The following is a 21,201-nucleotide window of genomic DNA, read 5'->3' as shown; positions in this document are numbered from 1 at the left end:
CTCTCTTGGCGTAGTCTAAGGCACTGCGCACAACATATAGTGTCTTTCTTTTCGAAAGGCGGGATATATTGTGCGAACAAGGCACGAACGGATGGGGCAAGGAGAAGTTCATGAGCACTGCGACGAGACTGCGGGCGCTACCCAGCGCCGTGACCGAAATTCCGATCCAGGACGCCGCGGCGGACATCTGGGATAAAAAATATCGGCTCAAGACCAAGGATGGTGAGGTCGTCGACGAGAAGGTGGATGACACTTTCAAGCGGGTTGCTCGGGCGTTGGCCGATGTCGAGGAAGAATCCCGTCGGGATCACTGGTACGAGCAGTTCCTCTGGGCGCTGCGTCGTGGCGCCATCCCGGCTGGCCGCATCACCTCCAACGCCGGGGCCTGGGAGCATAAGCCCGCGACCTCGACGATCAACTGCACGGTCTCGTCCACGATTGGTGATTCCATGGACGATATCCTGGACAAGGTTCACGAAGCGGGACTCACGTTGAAGGCCGGCTGTGGCATCGGTTACGAGTTCTCCACGCTGCGGCCGAAAGGCGCTTACGTGTCGGGCGCGGGCGCCTACACCTCCGGACCGCTCTCCTTCATGGATATCTACGACCGGATGTGTTTCACGGTGTCCTCGGCCGGTGGACGACGGGGTGCGCAGATGGCCACGTTTGACGTGGGTCACCCGGATGTCATGGATTTCATTCGCGCCAAGCGCGAGGACGGTCGACTGCGTCAGTTCAACCTGTCCCTGCTGATTACCGACGGGTTCATGCAGGCGGTGGAGAATGGCGATGACTGGCCGCTGGCGTTCCCGATTCGGGCGGATGAGGTCGAGGCCGACGGAGTCGACCTTGACGACACCGAACAGGTGCTCTGGCGGGAGTGGCCCAATCGCAACAGTGGCTACGTCACCCGCGAAGATGGTCTGGTGGCCTGCCGGATCTACCGCAGGGTCAAGGCCCAGCGGATCTGGGACATGATCATGACGTCGACCTATGACTACGCGGAGCCCGGCTTCGTGCTCATCGATCGGGTCAACGAGCTCAACAACAACTGGTTCTGTGAGGAAATCCGCGCCACCAACCCCTGTGGCGAGCAGCCGCTGCCACCCTATGGCGCCTGTTTGCTGGGCTCCGTCAACCTCACCAAGTTCGTCCGCGAGCCGTTCACCGAGCGGGCGCATTTCGATTGGGAGGAGTACCGCCGGGTGGTGGCCCTGTTTACCCGGATGCTGGATAACGTGGTGGAAATCAACGGCCTGCCCCTGGGGCGCCAGCGCGAGGAAATTGAGCGCAAGCGTCGCCATGGCATGGGCTTTCTGGGGCTCGGCTCCACCGTCACCATGCTGCGCATGAAGTACGGCGATGACGATTCCCTGGCCTTTACCGAGCAGGTCGCCCGGGAGATGGCCCTTGAGGGATGGCGGGAAGCGCACCGCCTCGCGGAAGAGAAAGGACCCGCCCCCATCATGGACGAGGACTTCGAAGTCACCGAGCGGATGCTCGCCTGGCGCCCGGAGCTTCGTGACGCCGGCTACAAGGTGGGTGACACCCTCAAGGGTCGGGTGCTCTGGGGGCGTTACAGCCGCTATATGCAGCGGGTTGCCGAGGCCGAGCCGGAGCTGGTGGATCAGCTGGTGGAGACCGGTGCCCGATTTACCCACCACACCTCCATCGCGCCCACCGGCACCATCAGCCTGTCCCTGGCGAACAATGCCTCCAATGGCATCGAGCCGAGTTTTGCCCATCACTACTTTCGGAACGTGATTCGTGAGGGCAAGAAGTCCAAGGAAAAGGTGGACGTTTTCAGTTTCGAGTTGCTGGCGTACCGCACCCTGATCAATGAGGATGCCTTGCCGAGCATGGACGCCGAGACGCGCAATCTGCCGGAATACTTCATTACGGCAGACGACATCACGCCGAAACAGCATGTCGATATTCAGGCGGCGGCGCAGAAATGGGTGGATTCCAGCATCTCCAAGACCGCCAATGTGCCGACGGACTACGACTACGATGAGTTCAAGGACATCTATCGTTATGCCTATCAGCAGGGGCTGAAAGGCTGCACGACGTTTCGCTTCAACCCGGAGGCATTCCAGGGGGTCCTGGTCAAGGAGTCCGACCTGGAGAACACCACGTACCGCTTCAAGCTCGAGGATGGTCGGACCGTGGAGGTCAAGGGTGGTGACGAAGTGGAATACGACGGCGAGATTCACACCGCCGCCAATCTCTACGATGCCCTCAAGGAAGGGTATTACGGCAAGTTCTGAGGATCCGCGATATGGCCGTGCAAATTGACAGCAAGATTATTGATTACGAAGTCGCCCGGGCGGATGCCGAGGCGAAGCAGGCGGAGGCCTCCGAGAAACCGGAGGCCCCGGGGCTCGATATCGAGCACATGCATGAGGAGCTGCAGCGTCCGGAGCGTCTTGAGGGACAGACCTACAAGATCAAGACGCCGCTCTCTGAGCATGCGCTCTACGTCACCGTCAACGACGTGATTCTCAATGAAGGCACGGAGCACGAGATCCGGCGGCCCTTCGAGGTGTTCATCAATTCGAAGAACATGGATCACTTCCAGTGGATCGTGGCGCTCACCCGGATCGTCTCGGCGGTCTTCCGCAAGGGCGGCGACTGTACCTTCCTGGTGGAGGAACTGCGCAGCGTGTTCGATCCGCGGGGTGGCTACTTCAAGAAGGGTGGGCGGTTCATGCCCTCTCTGGTCGCCGAAATTGGCGACGTGCTGGAGCAGCATCTCCGTTCCATCGGCATGATGGAGGCCGAGACCCTGGACGAGCACCAGCGCCGGTACATCGAGAAAAAAAAAGCCGAAGTTGAGACCCGAGCGGCTCAGGAGCCCATCGAAGCCGACTGCGATGACAGCACGGCAGAGTATCCCCCGGGAGCGGAGCTCTGTGACAAGTGCCACATGAAGGCCATGGTGGTAATGGACGGCTGTCTGACCTGCCTGAGCTGCGGCGAGAGTAAATGCGGCTAGGGTAAATCGGACGGGCGGCGTCATTTAAGCGCCGCCCGGCCGCCGGTTGTTCTGATTGCGGTGCTAGGGTGCCGGTATGCATTCCCCATGCCGGCACCCAGCGCTCCATCCAGCTCAGACGGGTAGCACCCTGGTGGAAGTGCTGGCTGCACTGTCCATCCTGGCCATTGGCGTGATCGGACTGGCTTCGGCTCAGGGCCGGTCCCTGGCGGTGAGCCAACTGACCCACGAGCACCTGCTGGCTCATTCGCTGGCGCTATCCGTGATCGAACAGCTTAGGGCGTCCCCGCAGGCACCGCTTCAGGGCCCCCGGCTCAGCGAATGGCAGGATCGGGCGGCCCAGTCCCTGCCGCAGGGTGAACTTTCCCTGGAATCCCGCCACGGAGGCCGTGGCGGGCAAATCGTCATCCAATGGTCCGGTTCGTTGGGCGGTCCCGAGGCGCCACAGGTCCTCCGGCGTGACTTTTACCGCTAATGCAGCAGCAGGGCTTCTCCGTCCTCGAGATACTGATCGCGTTGGCCATCGGTGTGGTGGTGATCCTGACGGCGACCCGATTGCTGGGGGTTACTGCCCAATCCCATCAGCTGGAGAGAGGCCAATCGGTTTCGGTGGAGCACGGCCGTATCGCCGTCAACCTGCTTGAAAGGCAGCTTCGAAACGCGGGCTATCCGGGCTGTTTGCCAGCAAGTCGGCGTAATCTGCTGACCGACGGAGCCCTTCCCCACCGGCCGCCGGTCAGCGCCGCGGGCCCCTGGCCCGAGCCAATGATCGGGGATGGCATCGCCATACGGCGTATGCGCTCGCTGGGCAGCGCGGAAATCACCGACACCCTCGCTTCGGGTCCGCTTATCTCGCTGGACCGGGATCACGGCGTGGCTCCGGACGAGATCGTGCTGTTGGTGGCCGAGAGCGGTAACCGCTGTGTTCTGTTTCGCCACGCCGATGAATCCATCACGGCTCTGAATCGGGGGCCGGGTGATGAATCCGGCACCAATCGCATTCCCTCATCCGGTTACTGGCCACTGCAGGGCCGAGTCGAGATTTTCGTGCCCGCCCGGACGGAATTTGCGGTTCAGCCAGGCGCTCAAACTGACGATACACCGAGCCTGGTCAGACGACGGCTTCATGCTGATGGCCGCCGTGAAGAGCTGGTGCCCGGTGTTCGGGCCATGAACGTGCGCTTCGCACTGGCGGATGATACGGACGGGGCGATCCTGTCTTTTGTGCCTGCCAGCCAGGTGGCCGACTGGAGCCAGGTGCGGGCTGTGCGGCTGGAGTTTCTATTGGGCAGTGACCGCACCCCGGAGATCTGGCGGCCGGCCCAGCCGCTGTCCGTGGTCATTGCCCTGAGAAATATCGATTCATGAACCATCGCCAGGATGGTCTCGCCCTGGTGGTGGTGCTGATCGTGCTGACCATTGGCTCGGCGTTCGCCCTGCTGGCGCTGGAACGGGGCCTGCTCGGCCTGCGTATTACCGAGCGAAGCGAAGACAGAGCCGAGGTGTTTGAGCTGGCTGAAGCGGCCCTCGCGGTCGCCGGAGAGTCGCCGCAAAGTCGGGCAGGAATGCCTTTAGTGCCTGATCCCGGCGCTGATTCGGTGATCTGGGCCGAGCAGTTACGGGCGGTGGGACAGCCTCTGGCTCCGCCGGGCCTCGCGACCGAAAATAGAATGGTCTATGTGCTGGTGGAGGACTTGGACGTTGGTTATCGAATAACCAGCCTGGCCCGGGATGATCGCGAGCAGGTCACGGTGATTCTGCAATCGGTTCAATCCGCTTCGGGGGAGCAGCGAATCTGGCGTCAGCTGAGGTAGGATGCCGGGAGGTTTTACAGGAGACCCGCCGTGTCGCGCACTGTCTATGTCAATGGAGCATTTCTGCCGGAGTCGGAAGGTCAGGTGTCGATTTTTGACCGCGGCCTGCTTTTTTCCGATGCGGTTTATGAGGTGACGGCGGTGCTGGAGGGCGGTCTGGTGGATTTTGACGCCCACCAGGCGCGACTGCAGCGTAGCTTGGGGGAAATGTCCATCGCTTTTGATCCGGAGGCGGCGGACCTGCTGGGGATTCACCGGGAGTTGGTGAAGCGCAATCACCTCGGTGAGGGGCTAGTCTATCTGCAGATCTCCCGGGGCGAGGCGGATCGCAGCTTCGTGCAGCCGAAGGACGGGGCCCCCACGCTGGTCTTGTTCACTCAGGCCATGTCGCTGGCCAATCATCCGGATGCGGCGCGGGGTCTGCGGGTAATGACCGGCCCGGACCTGCGCTGGCACCGCCGGGATATTAAAACCACTCAGCTCCTGTACCCGTCGATGATGAAAACCGCGGCGCTGGAAGCGGGTGTTGATGATGTCTGGATGGTGGAAAATGGCTTCGTGACCGAAGGCAGTTCCAGCAACGCCCACATTCTCACCCATGACGGTCGACTCATCACCCGCCATCTCTCCAGCGATATCCTGGGAGGTATCACCCGCGCGGCGGTGCTTGCCCAGGCCGAGGAAACGGGGCTCACCGTGGAGACCCGGCCGTTTACCGTCGACGAAGCATTGGCCGCCCGCGAGGCATTCATCACCAGCGCGACGGCTTTCGTGACGCCCGTGATAGAAATCGATGGCCATTCGGTCGGAGACGGTCGCCCCGGGCCTCAGGTGGCGGCGCTTCGGCGACGCTATCTGGAAGAGAGTCGCCGACGGCTCCAGTAGACCTGGCCAGCGTCCCTAATCCGGACGAGGGCCACCCATGACCGCTTCCAGCTCTCCATCCTCAGGAAGCCCCCGCACCAACCGCAGGTCACCTTCCGTATCCCGGTAAAAGACCGAGGGCGTGCCCTGCACATCCAGTGCCCCCATCAAGCGGTTGTTATCCAGCACCGCCTGCTGGGCTTCAGCGGGCAGGCGATCCGCCGGGGTCACGCCGCCTTCCGCGAAATTGGCTTCGTGCTCGGCAAGCGCGGCACCCGGATCGTCTGCTGCGAGCAGGGTGGCGGATTTGGGCAGGCTGTCATCCCGCAGTACGCCGACCATCACGTGGCGGATCTGAACCTGTCCGGCTTCCACCCAGTCCCGGCTGGTTTCGTAGAAGCGATGACAGAAGGGGCAGTTCGGATCGGTGAAGGAATAAATCACCCGCTCCGCCGAGTCATCCCCGTCGGCGATCCAGTCAGAGTCGGCCAGCTGTTGCCACTCCGACTCCGGCCGTGGAGCGTTCGCGGCGGCCTCGAGCACGGGCTGGGACAGGTTGTTGCCCTCGGCATCCAGCAGGGTCCCCACCAGAACATGCTCGCCGGTCTCCGTGAGATAGGCTGTCAGGGTCTGGCCCTGGAAAGCGACGGTATAACCGGTCAGTCCGCTCGGTGCCTCGAAGGACTCGCCGATGGTGGCGCCACGCTCCTCGAGGGCTGCCAGCGGCTCGGGAATTTCCCCGGCGATCCCGTGAGTGGCGGTGATGGCCAGTAAAGCGGTGACAAGAAGAGTGAGTGTTCGCATCATGGGGTTTTACACCGGTGGTAAAAAAAAGCCGGCGCGAAGGCGCCGGCGGGTGCTTGACGGCGTTCATTTCCGCCGTCAGATCAATCAGGAGGTGGCCACCCAGGCGCTGCACCAACCATCAATATTGACGAGCTTACCAGGGAATGCCGTGCATCCGCCCCATTCGGTCTCGTCATCCGCCAGCCACAGGCGACAGTTACCGCAGATGGCACCCTCGGAGCGCATGTCATCCTTGTCGGTGGCGTCATGGACATAGTTCAGGGCGATGGCCTGGGGGTCATCCTCTTCGAGAATGGGCATGTCTTCTGCCATCGCGTTTGAGCCACGCAAGCTGACGTAGGCCAGTGGTGCCGCTGCAATCCCCAGTAGCGCCCCTCGCAGAAGCCGCCGACGGTCATGGGAGAAGTTGTTGTCAGTCATCGTTTTCCTCTCGGGTTACAGTTAATCTCATTGCAAGCGTTGCAATTTGCGATTCAGCTTACCTTTCCGGCAGCTCTCAAGAAAGGCGCCCGCAGCGGCAATCTTGATCTTCCGCAACTTTCGGGCGGCTATGCGTATCAGGCCTCCGGCACGCAGATCCGTCCTTCCCTGGCGGCGTTGAGGGTCAGGACGGTCAGCCAGGCAATCACCAGCGTGGTGACGCCCAGGAGCCCCGTGCCCAACCAGAGCAAACCCGCGGCTCCCGTGAGCTCATGGTAGGTGAAGGTGGCGATGGTGATCGCTGCCAGCGGGAACGAGTAGGCCCAGAAAGACAGAAAGAAGGGCAACGCCGCGAAGCGCCGGGCCTGAGTGGCCAGCAGCAGGGTCAGAAACAGCCCGATGTTGACCAGAATCAGGCCCATGGCATCCAACTGACCCACCAGTCGGGTCCAGGCGACGAATCCCACCGCGGGCGGCGCGATCATGATGAACAGAGTGGGCAGTAGCCGGGCGGGCAATGGCGCATGGAAAAACATGCGGTAGAAGACGATGGTCAACAGCACGATCCAGAACAGCAGGCCGATACTGAAGAAAAACCAGGAGATCGCCGGGTATCCCAGCGGTATTCCCGCCAGGGGAACCAGTATGTTGCCCACCGCCGGAATGAACCAGGCGGGGTTGATATGGACAATTTCATAGTGCTCATGGTGCATCCAGCAGCTCACCACATAGAGGGTCAGGCCGAGATGCAGCAGCGTGCCGATAACCCAGAGGCCGTGGGCCAGGGGTGGCACGAGTTCCAGCAGTAGCGTGCCGATAAGGATCAGGCTGATGCTGATGGCCGGAAAGAAGCTGAGTCGGACTGGGTGTTCCAGTTCTTCCCGGACCGCCCCCGGATGACGCAGAAGCTTCGCGCCGTAAAATCCGGCCAACAGAACGAAGGTGACGACGGTAACACCCGCGAGGCCGGCTCCGACCGCCGCCGGCGCGGCCAGCACGCCGGCGGCGTGCTGCCAGACCAGGGTGAGCCCCGAGAGGCCCATGACCACGGCGAAGAACGCTACCGGAAAGTGGGCAAGACGCTCCTCGCCGCTCATGGAATCACGCGGGCTTTTGCACCATTAATTGAATGACCGGGTAGCTGAGGACGCCAATGGCGACCCCGAGGCCGATGCCCCCGCCGACCACGGCAAAGAAGTCGATGACACTTTGCAGCTGCAGCGGGCTGGCACCGCTCCAGAGCGGGATGGCCAGCGCAGCCACTACTGCACCAATCACCCCCACCACTGCGGCGCCCCGCACGGCGGGAGCCACGCGCAGCCGCTGGCGGCGCGCAATCACCAGCCCCATTAACGCCACCCAGGCGACGAACAGAGCACCCAGCAGCGGCAGAACCGGGCGAAGCAACTCAAGCACCACCGCCACAACACCAAGAGGGGAAAATTCCATGTCAATCGCTCCTAGATTCGGCCACGTAGCATGGCGTTATAGGCCGCATGCAGCATCTGGTCCTTGAGGAACCAGGGCGCCCACTGCTGTTTCATTGGGTCAATGAAGCTGAATGATGGCTTCATGGCAAGGCTGAAGTCGAACTCCACCAGCATTGCCTCGCCCCGGGCCGTGATCAGCGGACAGGAGGTGTATCCGTTCCAGGCCATGGGCATTTCCTGCCCGGCAATGGTTGCCACCAGGTTGTCCGCCACCACCGGCGCCTGCGCCTTCACGCTGGCGGCGGTCTTGCCGATGGGCGTACCCACCACATCCCCGGCGCCAAACACGTTGGGATACCGGCGATGCTGCATGCTGTACTGGTCGACTTCCATCCAGCCCTCGAAGCTGCCGTTCTGCCAGCCCAGCTCGCCATGCCGAATCATGTCCGGCGCGGACATCGGAGGCACCACGTGGATGAAGTCATACTCCATGGTATGTGGCCCCTCCGGCGTGGCGAAGGTCGCTTCGCGGCGGTCAGGGTCAATAGCCGACAGCGGGTGGTTGTAGTCAATGGCAATGTCCCGCTGGGACGGGAAATAGTCTTTCAGGAAGGTATCGATGTCGGGCTGCGAGAACAGTCCTTTGCCAGGCGGGAGATAATGCATTTCCGCCCGTTCGCGGTTGCCGCGCTCCTGCAGCGCATCTTCAATGATCATGGTGACCTTGAGCGGCGCCCCAGCGCATTTGATCGGCCCCCGTGGACGAGTGAATAGCCCGATACCGCCTTCTTCAATATACCGCTCCGCGGCCTGCCAGGTGCGGGCGGCATGATCCGGATTCGCGTACACGCAGCCGACGCCGTTATGGCCGATGAGGTCCGGCGACATGCCGTCGATTTCGTCAAAGTTGATCTGCAGTCCGGTACTGACCACCAGGTAGTCATAGTCGACGGTATCGCCACCGGCGGTCATGACCTGGTTGTTGTCGGCGTTTATCTCGACCACGTCGTCCTTCATCCAGTCCACGCCAGCGGGCATGAACCGAGTATTGGCGTCCTCGACCCGGGAGGGCGTCCACAGTCCGGTTGCCACCAGCGTTAAGCCGGGCTGGTAGAAATGGGTTTCGCGGCTGTCGATCACAATGATCGTGGCACCGTCCAGCTGACGAGAGAGACGGGTGGCAATGGATATCCCCGCGGCACCGGCTCCCGCGATGACGATTCGCGCGTCCGTGGATACGGCGCGGGCGGGCCCACTGGTCAGCAGGCTGCCGGTGCCCACTGTCGCGGCCCCGGCAACCGCGGCCGAGCCGGCGAGAAACCGCCGCCGGGACGTGTTGATGGCTGATTCGTTGGGCATGGTCTCCTCCCGTGTCTCATTCAGACGATTCATCGCCTTACTGCGACGATGGCACCGGACTGCCGAGCAATCTGTGACTTTGTCACACACACATCGCGGGCCACGCACGGGAAAGGTGAGAGTTATCCGGGGCCGGCGCCCACCGCCAGCCCCGGAGGTGCCTTACTTGCTGCTGGTCGATGGAGCGGCTTTCTGGGCACTTTCCATCTGATCGAACCACGCCTGCCAGAGCTGGCTGCGCATCTTCAGCGCATTGCGAGAGGCTTCGGACATCATGTCCACCATCCCGCTGACCCCCGGCATTTCGCTGGTACCACGACGCATTTCGTCGATGGCTTTTTCTTCCAGTGCCAGAGTGCGTTCCACCGCCTCGCGAGTGGTTTCCAGCTCCTCATGCATAACCCCGTTCAGGCTGGCTGCCTTGCCATCCTTGGGCTGCATGGCCTGCATACTGGACATCAAGTAGTTGCGCTGGATGTCCATCCATTCCTGGGCGAGATTCATCATGCTGTCGGTTTTGGCTTTGGCCATGGTTAACCTCCTGTTGGTCCTTCAGCTAATAGCCAACTACTTAGGCAACAGGAGAAGCCAACCTGTTCCTGACCGGGATCAAGTATTGGGTCAGGTGCCGCAGAAAGTGGCATGGACCCGCTCCTCCGGCTCGGGAGGTTGCCGGTAGATGGCGGGGAGGCCATTGGCAGTGTAGGGTGATCGCACCACTTTCAGCAGATCCTCGGCGGGTCGCAGGTCACCGCCCTCGGCGGCCACCAGTGCTGCTTCCACCAAATGGTTACGGGGGATGTGAACGGGATTGGTTTCTGCCATCCGTGCCCGGCGATCGGATTCGGCCACCCCCGGCCCCCCGTCATCCCCTTCGCATCGTCGGGCGTACGCTTTCAACCAGGTCCGGGTGTCCGGTCGATCACCGAGTATTGCCACCAGTCGCTGTTGCCCGGCCGCTTCGGTCGGGGCAGCCCGGCCCAGTTCACGAAAGGTGTTGGTGAAATCGGCGCCGGCCTGCTCCATCAATCCCAGTAGCCGCTCCGTCAACGCCGCGTCCTCCTCAACCCGAGGGGTGGGTGGCAGGCCGATTTTCGCCGCCAGCATGGGGTGATGGAACTGCCGGAAACAGTCGGGAAATCGGGTCAATAAACCTTCTGCACGGTCCACCGCCGTGTCCGTGTCCTCATCGAGCAATGGAAGCAGACACTCCGCCAGGCGTGTCAGATTCCACTGGGCCATGTAGGGCTGCTGGTCAAACGCATACCGACCACCCCGGTCCACGGAGCTCAGCACCTGGCCAGCGCGAAACTCGTCCATGAAGGCACAGGGCCCATAGTCAAGGGTTTCCCCGGAGAGCGTCATGTTGTCAGTGTTCATCACGCCATGAATGAACCCGACCCGCATCCACTCACTGACCAGGGAGGCGGTCTGTTCCATCACCCGCTCGAGCAGCGCCAGGCATCGCTCCCGCGGGTCATGGCTCAGCAGGTCGGGGTAGTGCCAGGCCACCGCTGCATCCGCCAGCCGCTGCAGGCCCTCCCGGTCACCCCGGTGGGCAAAATACTCGAAGCTACCAAAGCGCAGATGGCTGGAGGCCACCCGCACCAGAATGGCGCCGGGCTCCGGGCCAAACTGCCGCTGAATGGTGTCGCCGGTGGCCAGGGCGGCCAGGGCGCGGGTAGTGGGGATGCCGAGGGCTGCCATGGCCTCGCTCACCAGGAACTCCCGCAGCACCGGGCCGATGCCCGCTCGGCCATCGCCCATCCGCGAGAACGGCGTCCGGCCGCTGCCCTTCAGCTGCACGTCCCGAAGTCGGCCGTCACGATGCCTGAGCTGCCCCAGCAACAGCGCCCGCCCATCGCCGAGTTGGGGGACCGGCTGCCCGAACTGATGACCCGCGTAGGCCAGAGCGGTTGGCTCAATGGTGTCGGGGAGGGCATTGCCGGACCACCGATCCACCGCCAACGGTCCGGACTGCCAATCACGGGGCAGGTCGAAGTCGGCGGCCAGCTCCCGGTTGAACAGCAGCATGGCGGGGGCGGAAACCGGCTCCGGAGCGACACGACGCCACCCGGTTTCCGGCAGATCCTCAAGGTGACGGGCGTAAAACAGACGGTTTTTCATAATCGACACGTTATCCGCTCACGCCACCGGAACGAGACCACCTGATGTGGGGTTTCTTCCATTGATCTGTCCGGACTGGCGGAGACCTGTCGCGGCAGGCAGACTGCGGGGATCATGCAGGCGATAAAACGGATTTGGGCGGGGCTTCTGGCCCGTCCCCGGCGGGTTAATCTGGCCGGGGCGGTGATTTGCTCGGGTCTGGTTGGCGTCGCAGTGGCCATCGAGGTATTCGCCGACATGCCACCCTGTCCGCTTTGTGTTTTTCAACGCGTGGCGTTTCTGGCCATGTCAGCCACCCTGCTGGTGGGTGTCGTAGTGCCCGGACGGGTTGCCGGCCTGCTCACGGCGGCGGCGGGGGTTGGCGGTCTGTCCCTGGCGGGTCGCCATCTGTGGCTGCAGACGCTGCCGGAGGATCAGATCCCCGCCTGCGGGCCGGGGCTGGATTATCTGCTGGGGGTCTTTCCACTGACTGACGTCATCGCCATGGTGCTCTCGGGCTCCGGCGAGTGTGCTGAAGTCCACCGGGTGCTCGGCGTGACCATCCCGGCCTGGACCCTGCTGGGCTTTCTGGTGCTGGGCTTGTTCTTTCTGATTTTCAACTGGCGCGCGCGACCGTCGCGACACCCATGACGACGCTGCGGGAGCAAACCGCCCGGTTGCTGGAGTTCGACGGGCCGCTGGCGCGGGTGCTGCCGGATTACGAGCCGCGGTGGGAGCAGCGGCAGATGGCCGACGCCGTGGCCGAAGCCATCGAGCAATCGCAGACTCTGGTGGTCGAGGCGGGCACCGGCACCGGCAAGACACTGGCCTACCTGCTCCCGGCGCTCATGGCCGGCAAACGGGTGATCGTCTCCACCGGCACCCGAACCCTGCAGGACCAGCTTTTCCATCGTGATCTGCCCCTCGCCCGGGAGATAACCGGGCAACCGGTTCAGGCGGCCCTGCTGAAAGGCCGGGGCAACTACCTGTGTCTGTACCGCATGGAGCGGGCCCATGAGGAAGGCCGCTTCGAAAGTCCCCGGGTCGCCCATGCCCTGCAGAGCGTTCGCGCCTGGTCCGGGCGGACGTCCAGTGGCGATCTGGCGGAAGGGCCGGATGACGCCCAGATGCCAGCGCTGCTGCCCCGGATCACTTCCACGGCGGACAATTGTCTGGGTCAGGAGTGCCCCCTCTACGCCAGTTGCTTTCTCATGGAAGCCCGGCGACAGGCGCAGGAGGCGGACGTGGTGGTCATCAACCACCATCTTCTGATGGCCGACTGGTCCCTTCGCGAGGGGGGGCATGGCGAAGTCCTTCCCCCGGCGGATGTCTACGTTCTGGATGAGGCCCACCAGCTGCCCGAGACGGCCGCCCGTTTTCTGGGGTTGTCCGTGTCCAGTCGCCAGTTGCAGGACCTGGCCCGGGATGTGCGCCTGGAGCAGCAGCGTGAGGCCGGCGACTCCGAGCATCTTGCACTGTCCGCCATGGCGCTGGAGCGGGCCACCGGTGATCTGCGTCTGGCGCTGGGCGACGGGCTTCGGGTGGCGTGGGTTGGCGTCGAGGAGGCCGCCCGCCAGCAGGCCGGGGCGTTGGCGGAGGCGCTGGCGTTACTGGTTGCGGATCTGGCCCCCCAGGCTGCCCGGGGCCGGGGGCTGGAAAGCTGTCACCGCCGGGCCGATAACCTGCATTCGAGCTTGCGGCGATTTCTGGCCGACAGTCAGGAGACCGGACAGATCGGCTGGGTGGAAACCCGTGCCCAGGGGTTCGTGCTCCGGTTAACGCCGCTGGACGTCTCGGAGCAGATCGCCAGCCATCGGTCCCGGCATGGCCAGAGCTGGATCCTGACCTCTGCCACGCTGGCCGTGAATGGCCGATTCGATCACTTTCTGGGGCGGTTGGGACTGGATGGTGCCGACACCCTGGCACTGGACAGTCCATTTGATTTTGAGAACAACACGTTGCTCTATCTCCCGGCGGACCTGCCCTTGCCGTCACACCCCGAATTTGCCGAGGCGTATCTGGATGAGGTCGAGGCGGTCCTCGCCGCCAGCCAGGGTCGGGCATTCCTGCTATTCACCAGTCATCGCGCCCTGCAGCGGGCGGCCCAACGGCTCCGGGCCGCGGGCTGGCGCGATCTGCTGGTGCAGGGCGAGGCGTCCCAGCAGCGCCTGCTGGAGCGATTTCGAAGCGCTGGCGATGCCGTGCTCCTGGGGACACAGTCTTTCTGGGAGGGCGTTGATGTGCGGGGGCCGGCCCTGTCCTGCGTCATGATTGACCGGCTGCCGTTTGCGTCCCCGGCGGATCCGGTGCTGCAGGCGCGCAGCGAATGGCTGACCGAGCAGGGGATCAACCCCTTCACCCGGCACCAGGTCCCCGAGGCGGTTATCGGGCTGCGTCAGGGGGTGGGTCGACTGATTCGCGGCGCCGAGGATCGCGGGGTTCTGGTGCTCGGTGACACCCGGGTCACCCGGCGTGGCTACGGGCGGCAGTTTCTACAGAGCCTGCCGCCCATGCCGGTGGTTCGAACGATGGATCACGTGGAGGCGTTTTTCGCCCCTCAGTCCTCGACCAGTTCGTAGGACCCGTCGGCGTCGTGGGTCTCACGGCCGGTCACCGGGGGATTGAAAGCACAAATGAGCCGCATGTCCTCGGTCCCGCCGCGCAAAACGTGGCGGTCATGCTGATCCAGCGCGTACAGGATTCCGTCACGAATGTCGTGAACCTCGCCGGTGGCCAGGTCCTCGATGCTGCCATTGCCGGCCACACAGTAGACGGCCTCCAGGTGGTGCTTGTACCACAGAGAGAGCTCGGCGCCGGCGGGGATAATGGTCTCGTGAAATGAAAATCCCATGCCATCCTTTTTAAGGAGCAGCCGGCGGCTGGTCCAGCCCGGTCCCTCCACTTCGCGCTCCGAGCCGATGATTTGATCGCGGTCGACGATTTTCATGGGTAGTAGTGTCCCGATGGTGGTTTGCTGGGGCCTGGCATTCAGGAGACCAGGCGATTAAGGGCCGCCGGCCGGAACGGGCCGATGGTGAAGAGATCTTCGGCTTCATGGCCCGCCTCCGGGAAATCCTCGGCGGCGAAGCAGGGCTTGACGTGGCAGCCGGTGCCCAGGTCCCTGGCAATGGACTCGAAAAGGGCCCGAGAGCTCGCATTGTCGGGACTGACGGTGGTCTCAAGCACACTGGCTCGGTCCGCACCGGGCTGTCTGAGGAAGGCGCCCACCAATCGCTTGCCTAATCCCTTGCCCTGAAAATCGGGATGGATGCCGATCTGCCAGAGGAACAGCACTTCCGGCTGACGCGGCCGGCGGTAGCCAGTGACAAAGCCCACCAGTTGACCGTCCTGCTCGGCCACCACGCAGGTGTCGGCAAAGTCCCGGGCCAGCAGCATGTAGAGATAGCTGGAGTTCAGATCCAGCGTGCCGGTGTCCCGGGCCACCGACCAGATGGCACCGCCTTCGGCGGCGTCGGGCGAACGCAGGCGAATTCCCTGGTCGGGGATTTCTTCTTCAATCAATCCGAACTCCTGGGCGGGGCCTGTGGCGAATGCCCGAATAGTAGCAACGGGATCGGTTTTTCTGCCAATCAATCCTTGGTGCACGCCACGGCTTGGCTTATTCTGCCCGACGCGAGGGAACCGCCGGTTCCGCTCCCGGTCCGGATACATCCATGCAACACACCGTCTCGCCATTCATTGCGCTGTTTCTGTCGTTTGGCCTACTGCTGACCGGTGGCGGTCTGCTGACCACGCTGGTGGGTGTCCGGATGTCCGAAGAGGCGTTCCCCACCGAAATCATCGGTGTGATCACCGCCTGCTACTCCCTCGGCTTTGTGGTGGCTACCCGGATCTGCGGGGCGATCATCGCCCGGGTTGGACATATCCGGAGTTTTGCCGCCTTTACCGCCCTGGCGGCCATGAGCACCCTGGTCTATCCGCTGCTCATCGATCCGTGGCTCTGGGCGGGGATGCGGCTGGCTTACGGGTTCAGCCTCGCCGGCCTGTTCATGGTGACCGAGAGCTGGCTTAACGACCGCACTCCCAGCGACCGGCGGGGGCAGGTGCTGGGGGTCTACAGCATTGTCGCCTATGTGGCGCTCGGTGGTGGGCAGTTCCTGCTGCTCACCGGGCGCACCGGCGGCTTCGAGCTGTTCAGTCTGGCCGCGATCCTGATCGCCGCTGCGGTGGTCCCGGTAACACTCATGCGCATCACCTCGCCGACGCTGCCGGTGTTCGAGCGCATCAGTCTGCGTGATCTGCTGGCCGCCTCGCCCCTGGGGCTGGTGGGTTCGGCGCTGGCCGGCGCAGTTAACGGCGCCTTTCTGGGGCTGGCGCCGGTGTTTGCCCGGGACTCCGGGTTTACCGACACCGGGATCGCCTTTTTGATGGGCCTCAGCATTCTGGGTGGATTCCTGCTGCAATGGCCCATTGGTCGCCTGTCCGATCGATACGACCGGCGTTACGTGTTGATGGGAGTCAGCTTTGCCATGAGCGCGGCCAGCATGGCCATCGTGTTTGCCGTGGCGCGCAGTGACGCCGCCGTGGTGGTGCTGGCCATCCTCTGGGGAGGGCTAGCTTTCACCATTTATCCCATCGCGGTATCGCTGACCAATGATTTTCTGGATGCCAGTCAGGTGCTGGCGGCCAGCGCAGCGCTCCTCCTTGTCCATGGCATTGGTATGATCGCCGGCCCGCTGGTGGCCTCTCAGCTAATGGCGCTGCTCGGCCCGGTGGGACTTTTCTGGACACTGGCGGGCGCCGGCCTGCTGCTGGGCGGGTTCTCGTGGCTGCGCCAGCAGGTGGGCCCGCCGATTCCGGTGGGCGAGCCCTCCACTTATCGTGTGGTGCCGCGAGAGGGCGTTTATGCCGGTGGCCTCGACCCCCGCTATGAGGAGATGCAGCTTGAGTTCGATTTCGGTGAAGTGGAGCCACCACCCGAAGAGCCGGAGGTGGAGCCGTGAGTGACGGTCCCCTGATTCTGGGCCTGGAAGCCGCCACCGGCGTTTGCAGCGTGGCCGTGTCGCGCGGCGCATCGTTACTCGCCCACCAGCGGCGCCCCGTCCGGGCCAGCACCGGCGAGTTGCTGGAAATGGTGAATGCCGTCCTCGCCGATTCGGGAGTCCCGCGAAGTGCCCTCGACGCCGTGGCTGTCGGGCGGGGTCCCGGCGGGTTTACGGGGGTTCGCGTGGCCATCGGGGTGGCACAGGGCATCGCCCTCGGGCTGGACCGGCCGGCGATTCCCGTCTCCACCCTGCATATTCTGGCCGAAACCATGGCGGCTGATCCCGCGGCGGACAGTGCTCCACCGGCAGGGTTCTGTGCCGTTCTCGATGCTCGCATGGGCGAGGTCTACACCGCCGGTTTCGCCTTTCAGCCGGACCATCGGTATCGCACGGTGGCCGTGGGAGAGGAGAGGCTGCAGTCACCGGATTCACTCATGGCACTGCCGCGTCACTGGTGGATGGGGGGCAGCGGCCTCGGCGCCTACCCGCAGGCGCCGGCCCGTCTTGGCGGACAATGGGTGCCGGACGCCATCCCGGACATCACCGCGGCCATGGCACTGGTTCAGGCTCGCTTCGAGGCCGGCGCAGTGGTGGATGCCAAATCCCTGCAGCCCCGTTATTTGCGCGATCGAGTAGCCCGACGTCCGGCTTAGCGGATCAGCCCGGACTTTCACCCGGCCGCCGCTGCCCTTAGTCTGGCAGCCAAGGCACGAGGGACTCATCATGGCGAAAAGAGCCTTTTCCGAGGCGGATAATCAGGATTTCATCGTCAGCCCCTTTCCGGCGGAGGGTCATGACCACCAGCAATGCGCCCGTGAGGCTCTGGAGAGAGCCGAACAGCTCTGTGCCAGTCGCGGCCGGCGGCTGACCCCACTGCGCCGGCGGGTACTGGAGTTGGTCTGGGAGAGCCACCAGCCGGTGAAGGCCTACGACCTCCTGGCCCGGTTGCGGGAGGAATCCGGCAGCGCGGCGCCGCCGACGGTCTACCGGGCCCTGGATTTTCTGCTGGCCGAGCATCTGGTGCATCGGCTGGCGTCCATGAACGCCTTTGTTGGCTGTGCTCGGCCCACGGACTGCCATTCCGGGCAGTTTTTAATCTGCCGGCACTGCGACATGGTGGCCGAGCTGGATGACCCGGCACTCAACGATCTCCTGGAGCAGCAGGCGACCGCGGTGGGATTCACGCTGGAAGGTCAGACGATTGAGTTGGAAGGAGTCTGCACGCGGTGTCAGGAGCAGCTGGGTGAGTGACAGCGTCGATCCCCGGGAAATGGCCCACTACCACCGGTTGGCAGAAACCTGGTGGGACCCGGAGGGCCCGTTCTGGCCGTTACACGGGTTGAATGCCTTCCGGGTGGGCTACCTTCAGGAGCGTCTGCGCCAGCATTTCGCGCGGCCGGAATCCTCGAGGCCCCTGGAGGGGTTGCGGATGCTCGATATCGGCTGCGGCGGCGGGATTCTGAGTGAGTCCATGGCCCGTCTCGGCGCCACGGTGACCGGCATTGACCCCGTGGAGCGCAATATTGCCATTGCCGAGGATCACGCGGCCGCCTCCGGCCTTGATATCGGTTATCGCTGTGAGACCGTCGAGGCCCATGCCCCGGCCAATGAGCCCTATGACGTGGTGCTCAACATGGAAGTGGTGGAGCACGTGGAGGGGCTGGAGGCATTCCTGACCCACTGTGCCAGCCTGGTTCGTCCCGGCGGGATGATGTTCGTGGCCACCATAAATCGCACGCCCCTCGCCGGTTTTACCGCCATCTTCGGGGCTGAATACGTGCTGCGCTGGCTACCCCGGGGCACCCATCAATACCGGAAGCTGCGGCGGCCGGGGGAAGTTCGTGAGCCACTGGAGCGGGCTGGCCTGCGATGCGTTCACTGGACCGGTGTGGCGGTCAGTCCGCTGACCCGCCGCTTTCGATATACCCGAAGCCTGGCCGTGAATTACATGATGACCGCGGTGCGCCCCTCCCGCGCCGAGGGCACCGGCTCATGAGCCGGTGGTTGATGACGATCCTGCTGATCGGGGTCCTGACCACCCACGCCGCCAGCGCCCTGGTGCTGGAGGGCCAGCCAACCCAGGGCGGTCTGCTGGCGGGGCAGGTGGAGCCCGATAGCCAAGTGGAGTGGCTGGGCCATGAGGTGCCGGTGGGTCCGCAGGGTCATTTTCAGGTTGGGCTGGGGCGTGAAGCACCGGCAGAAGTTTTCCTGACGGTCACGAGTCCCGAGGGCGACGTGACCCGGCATCCCATCACGGTGACCCAGCGCCGTTACAACATCCAGCGTATCGACGGACTGCCGGATCGACAGGTGACGCCGGATGAATCGTTGATCCGGCGTATTCGTGACGAGGCGGCGCGGGTCCGGGAGGCCCGCGCCGTGAGGCTTGAGGAGAGCCACTTTGACAGCGGCTGGATCTGGCCTTTGACCGGTCCGATTTCCGGCGTTTACGGCAGCCAGCGGATTCTTAATGGGGAGCCGCGGCAACCCCACTATGGCGTGGACATCGTTGCCCCCACCGGCACCCTCGTTCAGGCGCCGGCCAGCGGCGTGGTTACGCTGACCGAGCGGGATCTGTTTTTCTCCGGCGGCACCCTGATCATCGACCATGGCCAGGGTCTCTCCTCCAGTTTTCTTCATCTCTCCGAGATTCTGGTGGAGGTGGGGGACCAGGTGCAGGTGGGCGATGACATCGCCCGCGTGGGGGCAACCGGTCGCGTTACCGGGGCTCATCTCGACTGGCGGATGAACTGGTTTGACCAGCGGATCGACCCGGAGACCCTGGTTCCCCCCATGGAAGAGGTATTGAGCAGCGAATGAGTCAAAAGCGCCTGATCGTGGTGCTCGGGGATCAGCTGGATCGCCGGGGACCGTTGCTGCGGGATCTGGACGCCCGCCAGGACGAAGTCTGGATGGCGGAAGCCCCCGGTGAGGCCCGGCGGGGCTGGAACCACCAGCAGCGCCTGGTGCTGTTCTTCTCGGCCATGCGTCATTTGCGCGACGAGCTGCGGGAGGCCGGGGTCACCGTTCATTATCGCCGGATTGACGAATCGCCGGGATCCGGTACGGCCGCGGAACCCGGCCCGGGGCTGGCCGAACTGCTCGCAGAGGATCTGGCGCGTCTCACCCCGAGGCGGGTGGCGATGATGGAGACCGGGCACTGGCAGGTGGAGCAGGACTGCCTCGCGGCGATTAAAGCCGCCAGTGTTCCTCTTGACTGGTTCGAAGATGATCATTTCCTGGCAAGCCGCGGGGACTTTGCGTCCTGGGCCGAGGGTCGCAAGAGCCTCACTCTTGAATACTTCTATCGAAACATGCGCAAGCGCTACGACGTGTTGATGGAAGGGGGCAAACCCGCCGGAGGCGCGTGGAACTTTGATCGCGATAACCGCCAGGCATTCGGTGCCGAGGGTCCGGGTGACCTGCCGCGGCATCCGGTTTTCAGCCCCGACCCGCTGACCTGCGAAGTCATCGAGACGGTTCGGGCGCTCTTCCCGGATCATCCCGGTGACGCCCGGGAGTTTGATCAGCCGGTGACCCCCGAGCAGGCTGGCGCCGCTCTGTCGGACTTCATCACCCACCGTCTCAGCCATTTTGGCAGTCATCAGGACGCCATCTGGACCGGCGAGCCGCTGCTGTACCACGCGCGTCTTTCTGCCGCCCTCAATCTTCATCTGCTCAATCCCCGGGACTGCATTGCGGCCGCCGAGCAGGCCTGGCAGGACCAGCGAGCGCCCATCAACGCGGTGGAAGGATTCGTGCGGCAAGTGCTGGGATGGCGGGAGTTCGTGCGCGGGGTGTACTGGTTCAGCATGCCGGAGTACGCCCACGGCAACGCGCTGGCGCATCATGAGGCGTTGCCGTCATTTTTCTGGGATGGCGATACCGACATGGTCTGCGTCGCCGATGCCATGCAGGGGCTTTTGCGGCATGGCTACGCCCATCACATCCAGCGGCTGATGGTGCTCGGGCTCTTTGCCCAGCTGTACGGGACCAATCCCTACCGGTTCCATGAATGGCACCTGGCCATGTACCTGGATGCGGTGGACTGGGTCAGCCTGCCCAACGCACTGGGCATGAGTCAGTATGGAGACGGCGGCGTGGTGGGCACCAAGCCCTACTGCGCCAGTGGCGCGTACATCCATCGCATGAGTAACGCCTGCGGGCAGTGCCGTTATAATCCCCGCCAGGCGACGGGCGAGGGCGCCTGTCCATTCACAACGCTATACTGGGACTTTCTTGATCGGCATGAATCCAGGCTGGGGGACAATCGGCGGCTGCAGTTTCAATTCAAGAACCTGCAGCGTAAGACGCCAGCCGAGCGGCAGGCAATTCGCGAACAGGCCGCAGCGTTACGGAACCGTCTGGCAGGCGAGGCCCACTGACCTGGGCGCGACCCG

General features: G+C 63.8%; 23 protein-coding genes. 14 read left to right on the top strand and 9 right to left on the bottom strand.

Going from position 1 to position 21,201, the window contains the following annotated elements:
- Positions 1-110: 110 nt before the first annotated feature.
- From GJ672_RS07065 to GJ672_RS07040, 6 genes are all read left to right on the top strand, one after another.
- Positions 111-2,267: an adenosylcobalamin-dependent ribonucleoside-diphosphate reductase gene (locus GJ672_RS07065; RefSeq protein WP_154296527.1), complete on the top strand. Its 2,157-nt coding sequence runs from the start codon at positions 111-113 to the stop codon at positions 2,265-2,267.
- Between the two features lie 11 nt (positions 2,268-2,278).
- Entirely contained in the window at positions 2,279-2,995 is a 717-nt protein-coding gene (locus GJ672_RS07060; protein ID WP_154296526.1) for an NrdJb, read from the top strand.
- Positions 2,996-3,128: 133 nt separating this feature from the next.
- Positions 3,129-3,470, top strand: coding sequence for a hypothetical protein (locus GJ672_RS07055; RefSeq protein ID WP_195759476.1), 342 nt, complete (start codon positions 3,129-3,131; stop codon positions 3,468-3,470).
- Positions 3,470-4,363 carry a PilW family protein gene (locus GJ672_RS07050; protein ID WP_154296524.1) on the top strand — a complete coding sequence of 298 codons (894 nt, stop codon included), beginning with the start codon at positions 3,470-3,472 and terminating at the stop codon, positions 4,361-4,363. The genes GJ672_RS07055 and GJ672_RS07050 overlap by 1 nt, the downstream gene beginning before the upstream one ends.
- Complete coding sequence (locus GJ672_RS07045; protein WP_154296523.1) at positions 4,360-4,809, top strand: hypothetical protein; 450 nt, start codon at positions 4,360-4,362, stop codon at positions 4,807-4,809. Before GJ672_RS07050 ends, GJ672_RS07045 begins: the two co-directional genes overlap by 4 nt.
- A gap of 30 nt (positions 4,810-4,839) precedes the next feature.
- Positions 4,840-5,694, top strand: a complete 855-nt coding sequence (locus tag GJ672_RS07040; protein WP_154296522.1) for a D-amino-acid transaminase — start codon at positions 4,840-4,842, stop codon at positions 5,692-5,694.
- Between the two features lie 15 nt (positions 5,695-5,709).
- On the opposite strand, the gene dsbG is transcribed toward GJ672_RS07040, so the two are convergent.
- From dsbG to GJ672_RS07005, 7 genes are all read right to left on the bottom strand, one after another.
- Positions 5,710-6,480: a thiol:disulfide interchange protein DsbG gene (gene dsbG / locus GJ672_RS07035; RefSeq protein ID WP_229381849.1), complete on the bottom strand. Its 771-nt coding sequence runs from the start codon at positions 6,478-6,480 to the stop codon at positions 5,710-5,712.
- Between the two features lie 84 nt (positions 6,481-6,564).
- Complete coding sequence (locus GJ672_RS07030; protein WP_154296521.1) at positions 6,565-6,900, bottom strand: high-potential iron-sulfur protein; 336 nt, start codon at positions 6,898-6,900, stop codon at positions 6,565-6,567.
- A 137-nt stretch (positions 6,901-7,037) separates the two neighbouring features.
- Positions 7,038-7,997 carry an SLAC1 anion channel family protein gene (locus GJ672_RS07025; protein ID WP_154296520.1) on the bottom strand — a complete coding sequence of 320 codons (960 nt, stop codon included), beginning with the start codon at positions 7,995-7,997 and terminating at the stop codon, positions 7,038-7,040.
- A 4-nt stretch (positions 7,998-8,001) separates the two neighbouring features.
- Positions 8,002-8,349, bottom strand: coding sequence for a hypothetical protein (locus tag GJ672_RS07020; RefSeq protein WP_154296519.1), 348 nt, complete (start codon positions 8,347-8,349; stop codon positions 8,002-8,004).
- A gap of 11 nt (positions 8,350-8,360) precedes the next feature.
- Complete coding sequence (locus tag GJ672_RS07015) at positions 8,361-9,722, bottom strand: NAD(P)/FAD-dependent oxidoreductase (RefSeq protein WP_229381848.1); 1,362 nt, start codon at positions 9,720-9,722, stop codon at positions 8,361-8,363.
- A 129-nt stretch (positions 9,723-9,851) separates the two neighbouring features.
- Complete coding sequence (locus GJ672_RS07010; protein ID WP_154296518.1) at positions 9,852-10,220, bottom strand: hypothetical protein; 369 nt, start codon at positions 10,218-10,220, stop codon at positions 9,852-9,854.
- A gap of 90 nt (positions 10,221-10,310) precedes the next feature.
- Positions 10,311-11,816, bottom strand: a complete 1,506-nt coding sequence (locus tag GJ672_RS07005; RefSeq protein WP_154296517.1) for a YdiU family protein — start codon at positions 11,814-11,816, stop codon at positions 10,311-10,313.
- A 114-nt stretch (positions 11,817-11,930) separates the two neighbouring features.
- Between GJ672_RS07005 and GJ672_RS07000 the strand changes: the two genes are divergently transcribed.
- On the top strand, positions 11,931-12,446 hold the full coding sequence (locus tag GJ672_RS07000; RefSeq protein WP_154296516.1) for a disulfide bond formation protein B: 516 nt from the start codon (positions 11,931-11,933) through the stop codon (positions 12,444-12,446).
- The gene (locus GJ672_RS06995; protein WP_154296515.1) at positions 12,443-14,374 is read left to right on the top strand and encodes an ATP-dependent DNA helicase; all 1,932 of its coding nucleotides are present in this window, start codon (positions 12,443-12,445) and stop codon (positions 14,372-14,374) included. Before GJ672_RS07000 ends, GJ672_RS06995 begins: the two co-directional genes overlap by 4 nt.
- Here GJ672_RS06995 and GJ672_RS06990 read toward each other — a convergent pair.
- Both GJ672_RS06990 and ectA read right to left on the bottom strand, forming a co-directional pair.
- Entirely contained in the window at positions 14,353-14,742 is a 390-nt protein-coding gene (locus GJ672_RS06990; protein WP_154296514.1) for an ectoine synthase, read from the bottom strand. The genes GJ672_RS06995 and GJ672_RS06990 overlap by 22 nt on opposite strands.
- 41 nt (positions 14,743-14,783) lie before the next feature.
- On the bottom strand, positions 14,784-15,317 hold the full coding sequence (gene ectA / locus GJ672_RS06985) for a diaminobutyrate acetyltransferase (protein ID WP_154296513.1): 534 nt from the start codon (positions 15,315-15,317) through the stop codon (positions 14,784-14,786).
- A gap of 152 nt (positions 15,318-15,469) precedes the next feature.
- Here ectA and GJ672_RS06980 point away from each other — a divergent pair, with 152 nt between their 5' ends.
- The 6 genes from GJ672_RS06980 to GJ672_RS06955 all read left to right on the top strand — a co-directional run bounded on the left by GJ672_RS06980 (position 15,470) and on the right by GJ672_RS06955 (position 21,186).
- Positions 15,470-16,759 (top strand): MFS transporter, encoded by a 1,290-nt coding sequence (locus GJ672_RS06980; protein WP_154296512.1) that lies wholly within the window; start codon positions 15,470-15,472, stop codon positions 16,757-16,759.
- Positions 16,756-17,454, top strand: a complete 699-nt coding sequence (gene tsaB, locus GJ672_RS06975; RefSeq protein WP_154296511.1) for a tRNA (adenosine(37)-N6)-threonylcarbamoyltransferase complex dimerization subunit type 1 TsaB — start codon at positions 16,756-16,758, stop codon at positions 17,452-17,454. Before GJ672_RS06980 ends, tsaB begins: the two co-directional genes overlap by 4 nt.
- Positions 17,455-17,524: 70 nt before the next feature.
- Entirely contained in the window at positions 17,525-18,052 is a 528-nt protein-coding gene (locus GJ672_RS06970) for a Fur family transcriptional regulator (RefSeq protein ID WP_229381847.1), read from the top strand.
- A gap of 19 nt (positions 18,053-18,071) precedes the next feature.
- The gene (gene ubiG, locus GJ672_RS06965) at positions 18,072-18,797 is read left to right on the top strand and encodes a bifunctional 2-polyprenyl-6-hydroxyphenol methylase/3-demethylubiquinol 3-O-methyltransferase UbiG (protein WP_229381976.1); all 726 of its coding nucleotides are present in this window, start codon (positions 18,072-18,074) and stop codon (positions 18,795-18,797) included.
- An 11-nt stretch (positions 18,798-18,808) separates the two neighbouring features.
- Positions 18,809-19,621 (top strand): M23 family metallopeptidase, encoded by an 813-nt coding sequence (locus tag GJ672_RS06960; protein ID WP_229381846.1) that lies wholly within the window; start codon positions 18,809-18,811, stop codon positions 19,619-19,621.
- Positions 19,618-21,186, top strand: coding sequence for a cryptochrome/photolyase family protein (locus GJ672_RS06955; protein WP_154296508.1), 1,569 nt, complete (start codon positions 19,618-19,620; stop codon positions 21,184-21,186). Before GJ672_RS06960 ends, GJ672_RS06955 begins: the two co-directional genes overlap by 4 nt.
- Positions 21,187-21,201 lie beyond the last annotated feature (15 nt).

Origin of the sequence: Spiribacter sp. 2438 (assembly GCF_009676705.1) — a bacterium.
Classification (GTDB): Bacteria; Pseudomonadota; Gammaproteobacteria; order Nitrococcales; family Nitrococcaceae; genus Spiribacter.
The sequence above is the reverse complement of the archived record's forward strand: the minus strand, read 5'-3'. Positions and strand labels throughout refer to the sequence as shown.

What these genes read in the sequence shown, in the direction of transcription:
- GJ672_RS06970 (WP_229381847.1), top strand. Translation starts at nt 17,525, where the DNA reads ATGGCGAAAAGAGCCTTTTCCGAGGCGGATAATCAGGATTTCATCGTC.
- GJ672_RS06955 (WP_154296508.1), top strand. Translation starts at nt 19,618, where the DNA reads ATGAGTCAAAAGCGCCTGATCGTGGTGCTCGGGGATCAGCTGGATCGC.
- GJ672_RS06995 (WP_154296515.1), top strand. Translation starts at nt 12,443, where the DNA reads ATGACGACGCTGCGGGAGCAAACCGCCCGGTTGCTGGAGTTCGACGGG.
- GJ672_RS07060 (WP_154296526.1), top strand. Translation starts at nt 2,279, where the DNA reads ATGGCCGTGCAAATTGACAGCAAGATTATTGATTACGAAGTCGCCCGG.
- GJ672_RS07010 (WP_154296518.1), bottom strand. Translation starts at nt 10,220, where the DNA reads ATGGCCAAAGCCAAAACCGACAGCATGATGAATCTCGCCCAGGAATGG.
- GJ672_RS07000 (WP_154296516.1), top strand. Translation starts at nt 11,931, where the DNA reads ATGCAGGCGATAAAACGGATTTGGGCGGGGCTTCTGGCCCGTCCCCGG.
- GJ672_RS07025 (WP_154296520.1), bottom strand. Translation starts at nt 7,997, where the DNA reads ATGAGCGGCGAGGAGCGTCTTGCCCACTTTCCGGTAGCGTTCTTCGCC.
- GJ672_RS07005 (WP_154296517.1), bottom strand. Translation starts at nt 11,816, where the DNA reads ATGAAAAACCGTCTGTTTTACGCCCGTCACCTTGAGGATCTGCCGGAA.
- GJ672_RS07065 (WP_154296527.1), top strand. Translation starts at nt 111, where the DNA reads ATGAGCACTGCGACGAGACTGCGGGCGCTACCCAGCGCCGTGACCGAA.
- GJ672_RS06990 (WP_154296514.1), bottom strand. Translation starts at nt 14,742, where the DNA reads ATGAAAATCGTCGACCGCGATCAAATCATCGGCTCGGAGCGCGAAGTG.
- dsbG (WP_229381849.1), bottom strand. Translation starts at nt 6,480, where the DNA reads ATGATGCGAACACTCACTCTTCTTGTCACCGCTTTACTGGCCATCACC.
- GJ672_RS07050 (WP_154296524.1), top strand. Translation starts at nt 3,470, where the DNA reads ATGCAGCAGCAGGGCTTCTCCGTCCTCGAGATACTGATCGCGTTGGCC.
- GJ672_RS07045 (WP_154296523.1), top strand. Translation starts at nt 4,360, where the DNA reads ATGAACCATCGCCAGGATGGTCTCGCCCTGGTGGTGGTGCTGATCGTG.
- GJ672_RS07015 (WP_229381848.1), bottom strand. Translation starts at nt 9,722, where the DNA reads ATGAATCGTCTGAATGAGACACGGGAGGAGACCATGCCCAACGAATCA.
- GJ672_RS06980 (WP_154296512.1), top strand. Translation starts at nt 15,470, where the DNA reads ATGCAACACACCGTCTCGCCATTCATTGCGCTGTTTCTGTCGTTTGGC.
- GJ672_RS06960 (WP_229381846.1), top strand. Translation starts at nt 18,809, where the DNA reads ATGACGATCCTGCTGATCGGGGTCCTGACCACCCACGCCGCCAGCGCC.
- GJ672_RS07020 (WP_154296519.1), bottom strand. Translation starts at nt 8,349, where the DNA reads ATGGAATTTTCCCCTCTTGGTGTTGTGGCGGTGGTGCTTGAGTTGCTT.
- ubiG (WP_229381976.1), top strand. Translation starts at nt 18,072, where the DNA reads ATGGCCCACTACCACCGGTTGGCAGAAACCTGGTGGGACCCGGAGGGC.
- GJ672_RS07030 (WP_154296521.1), bottom strand. Translation starts at nt 6,900, where the DNA reads ATGACTGACAACAACTTCTCCCATGACCGTCGGCGGCTTCTGCGAGGG.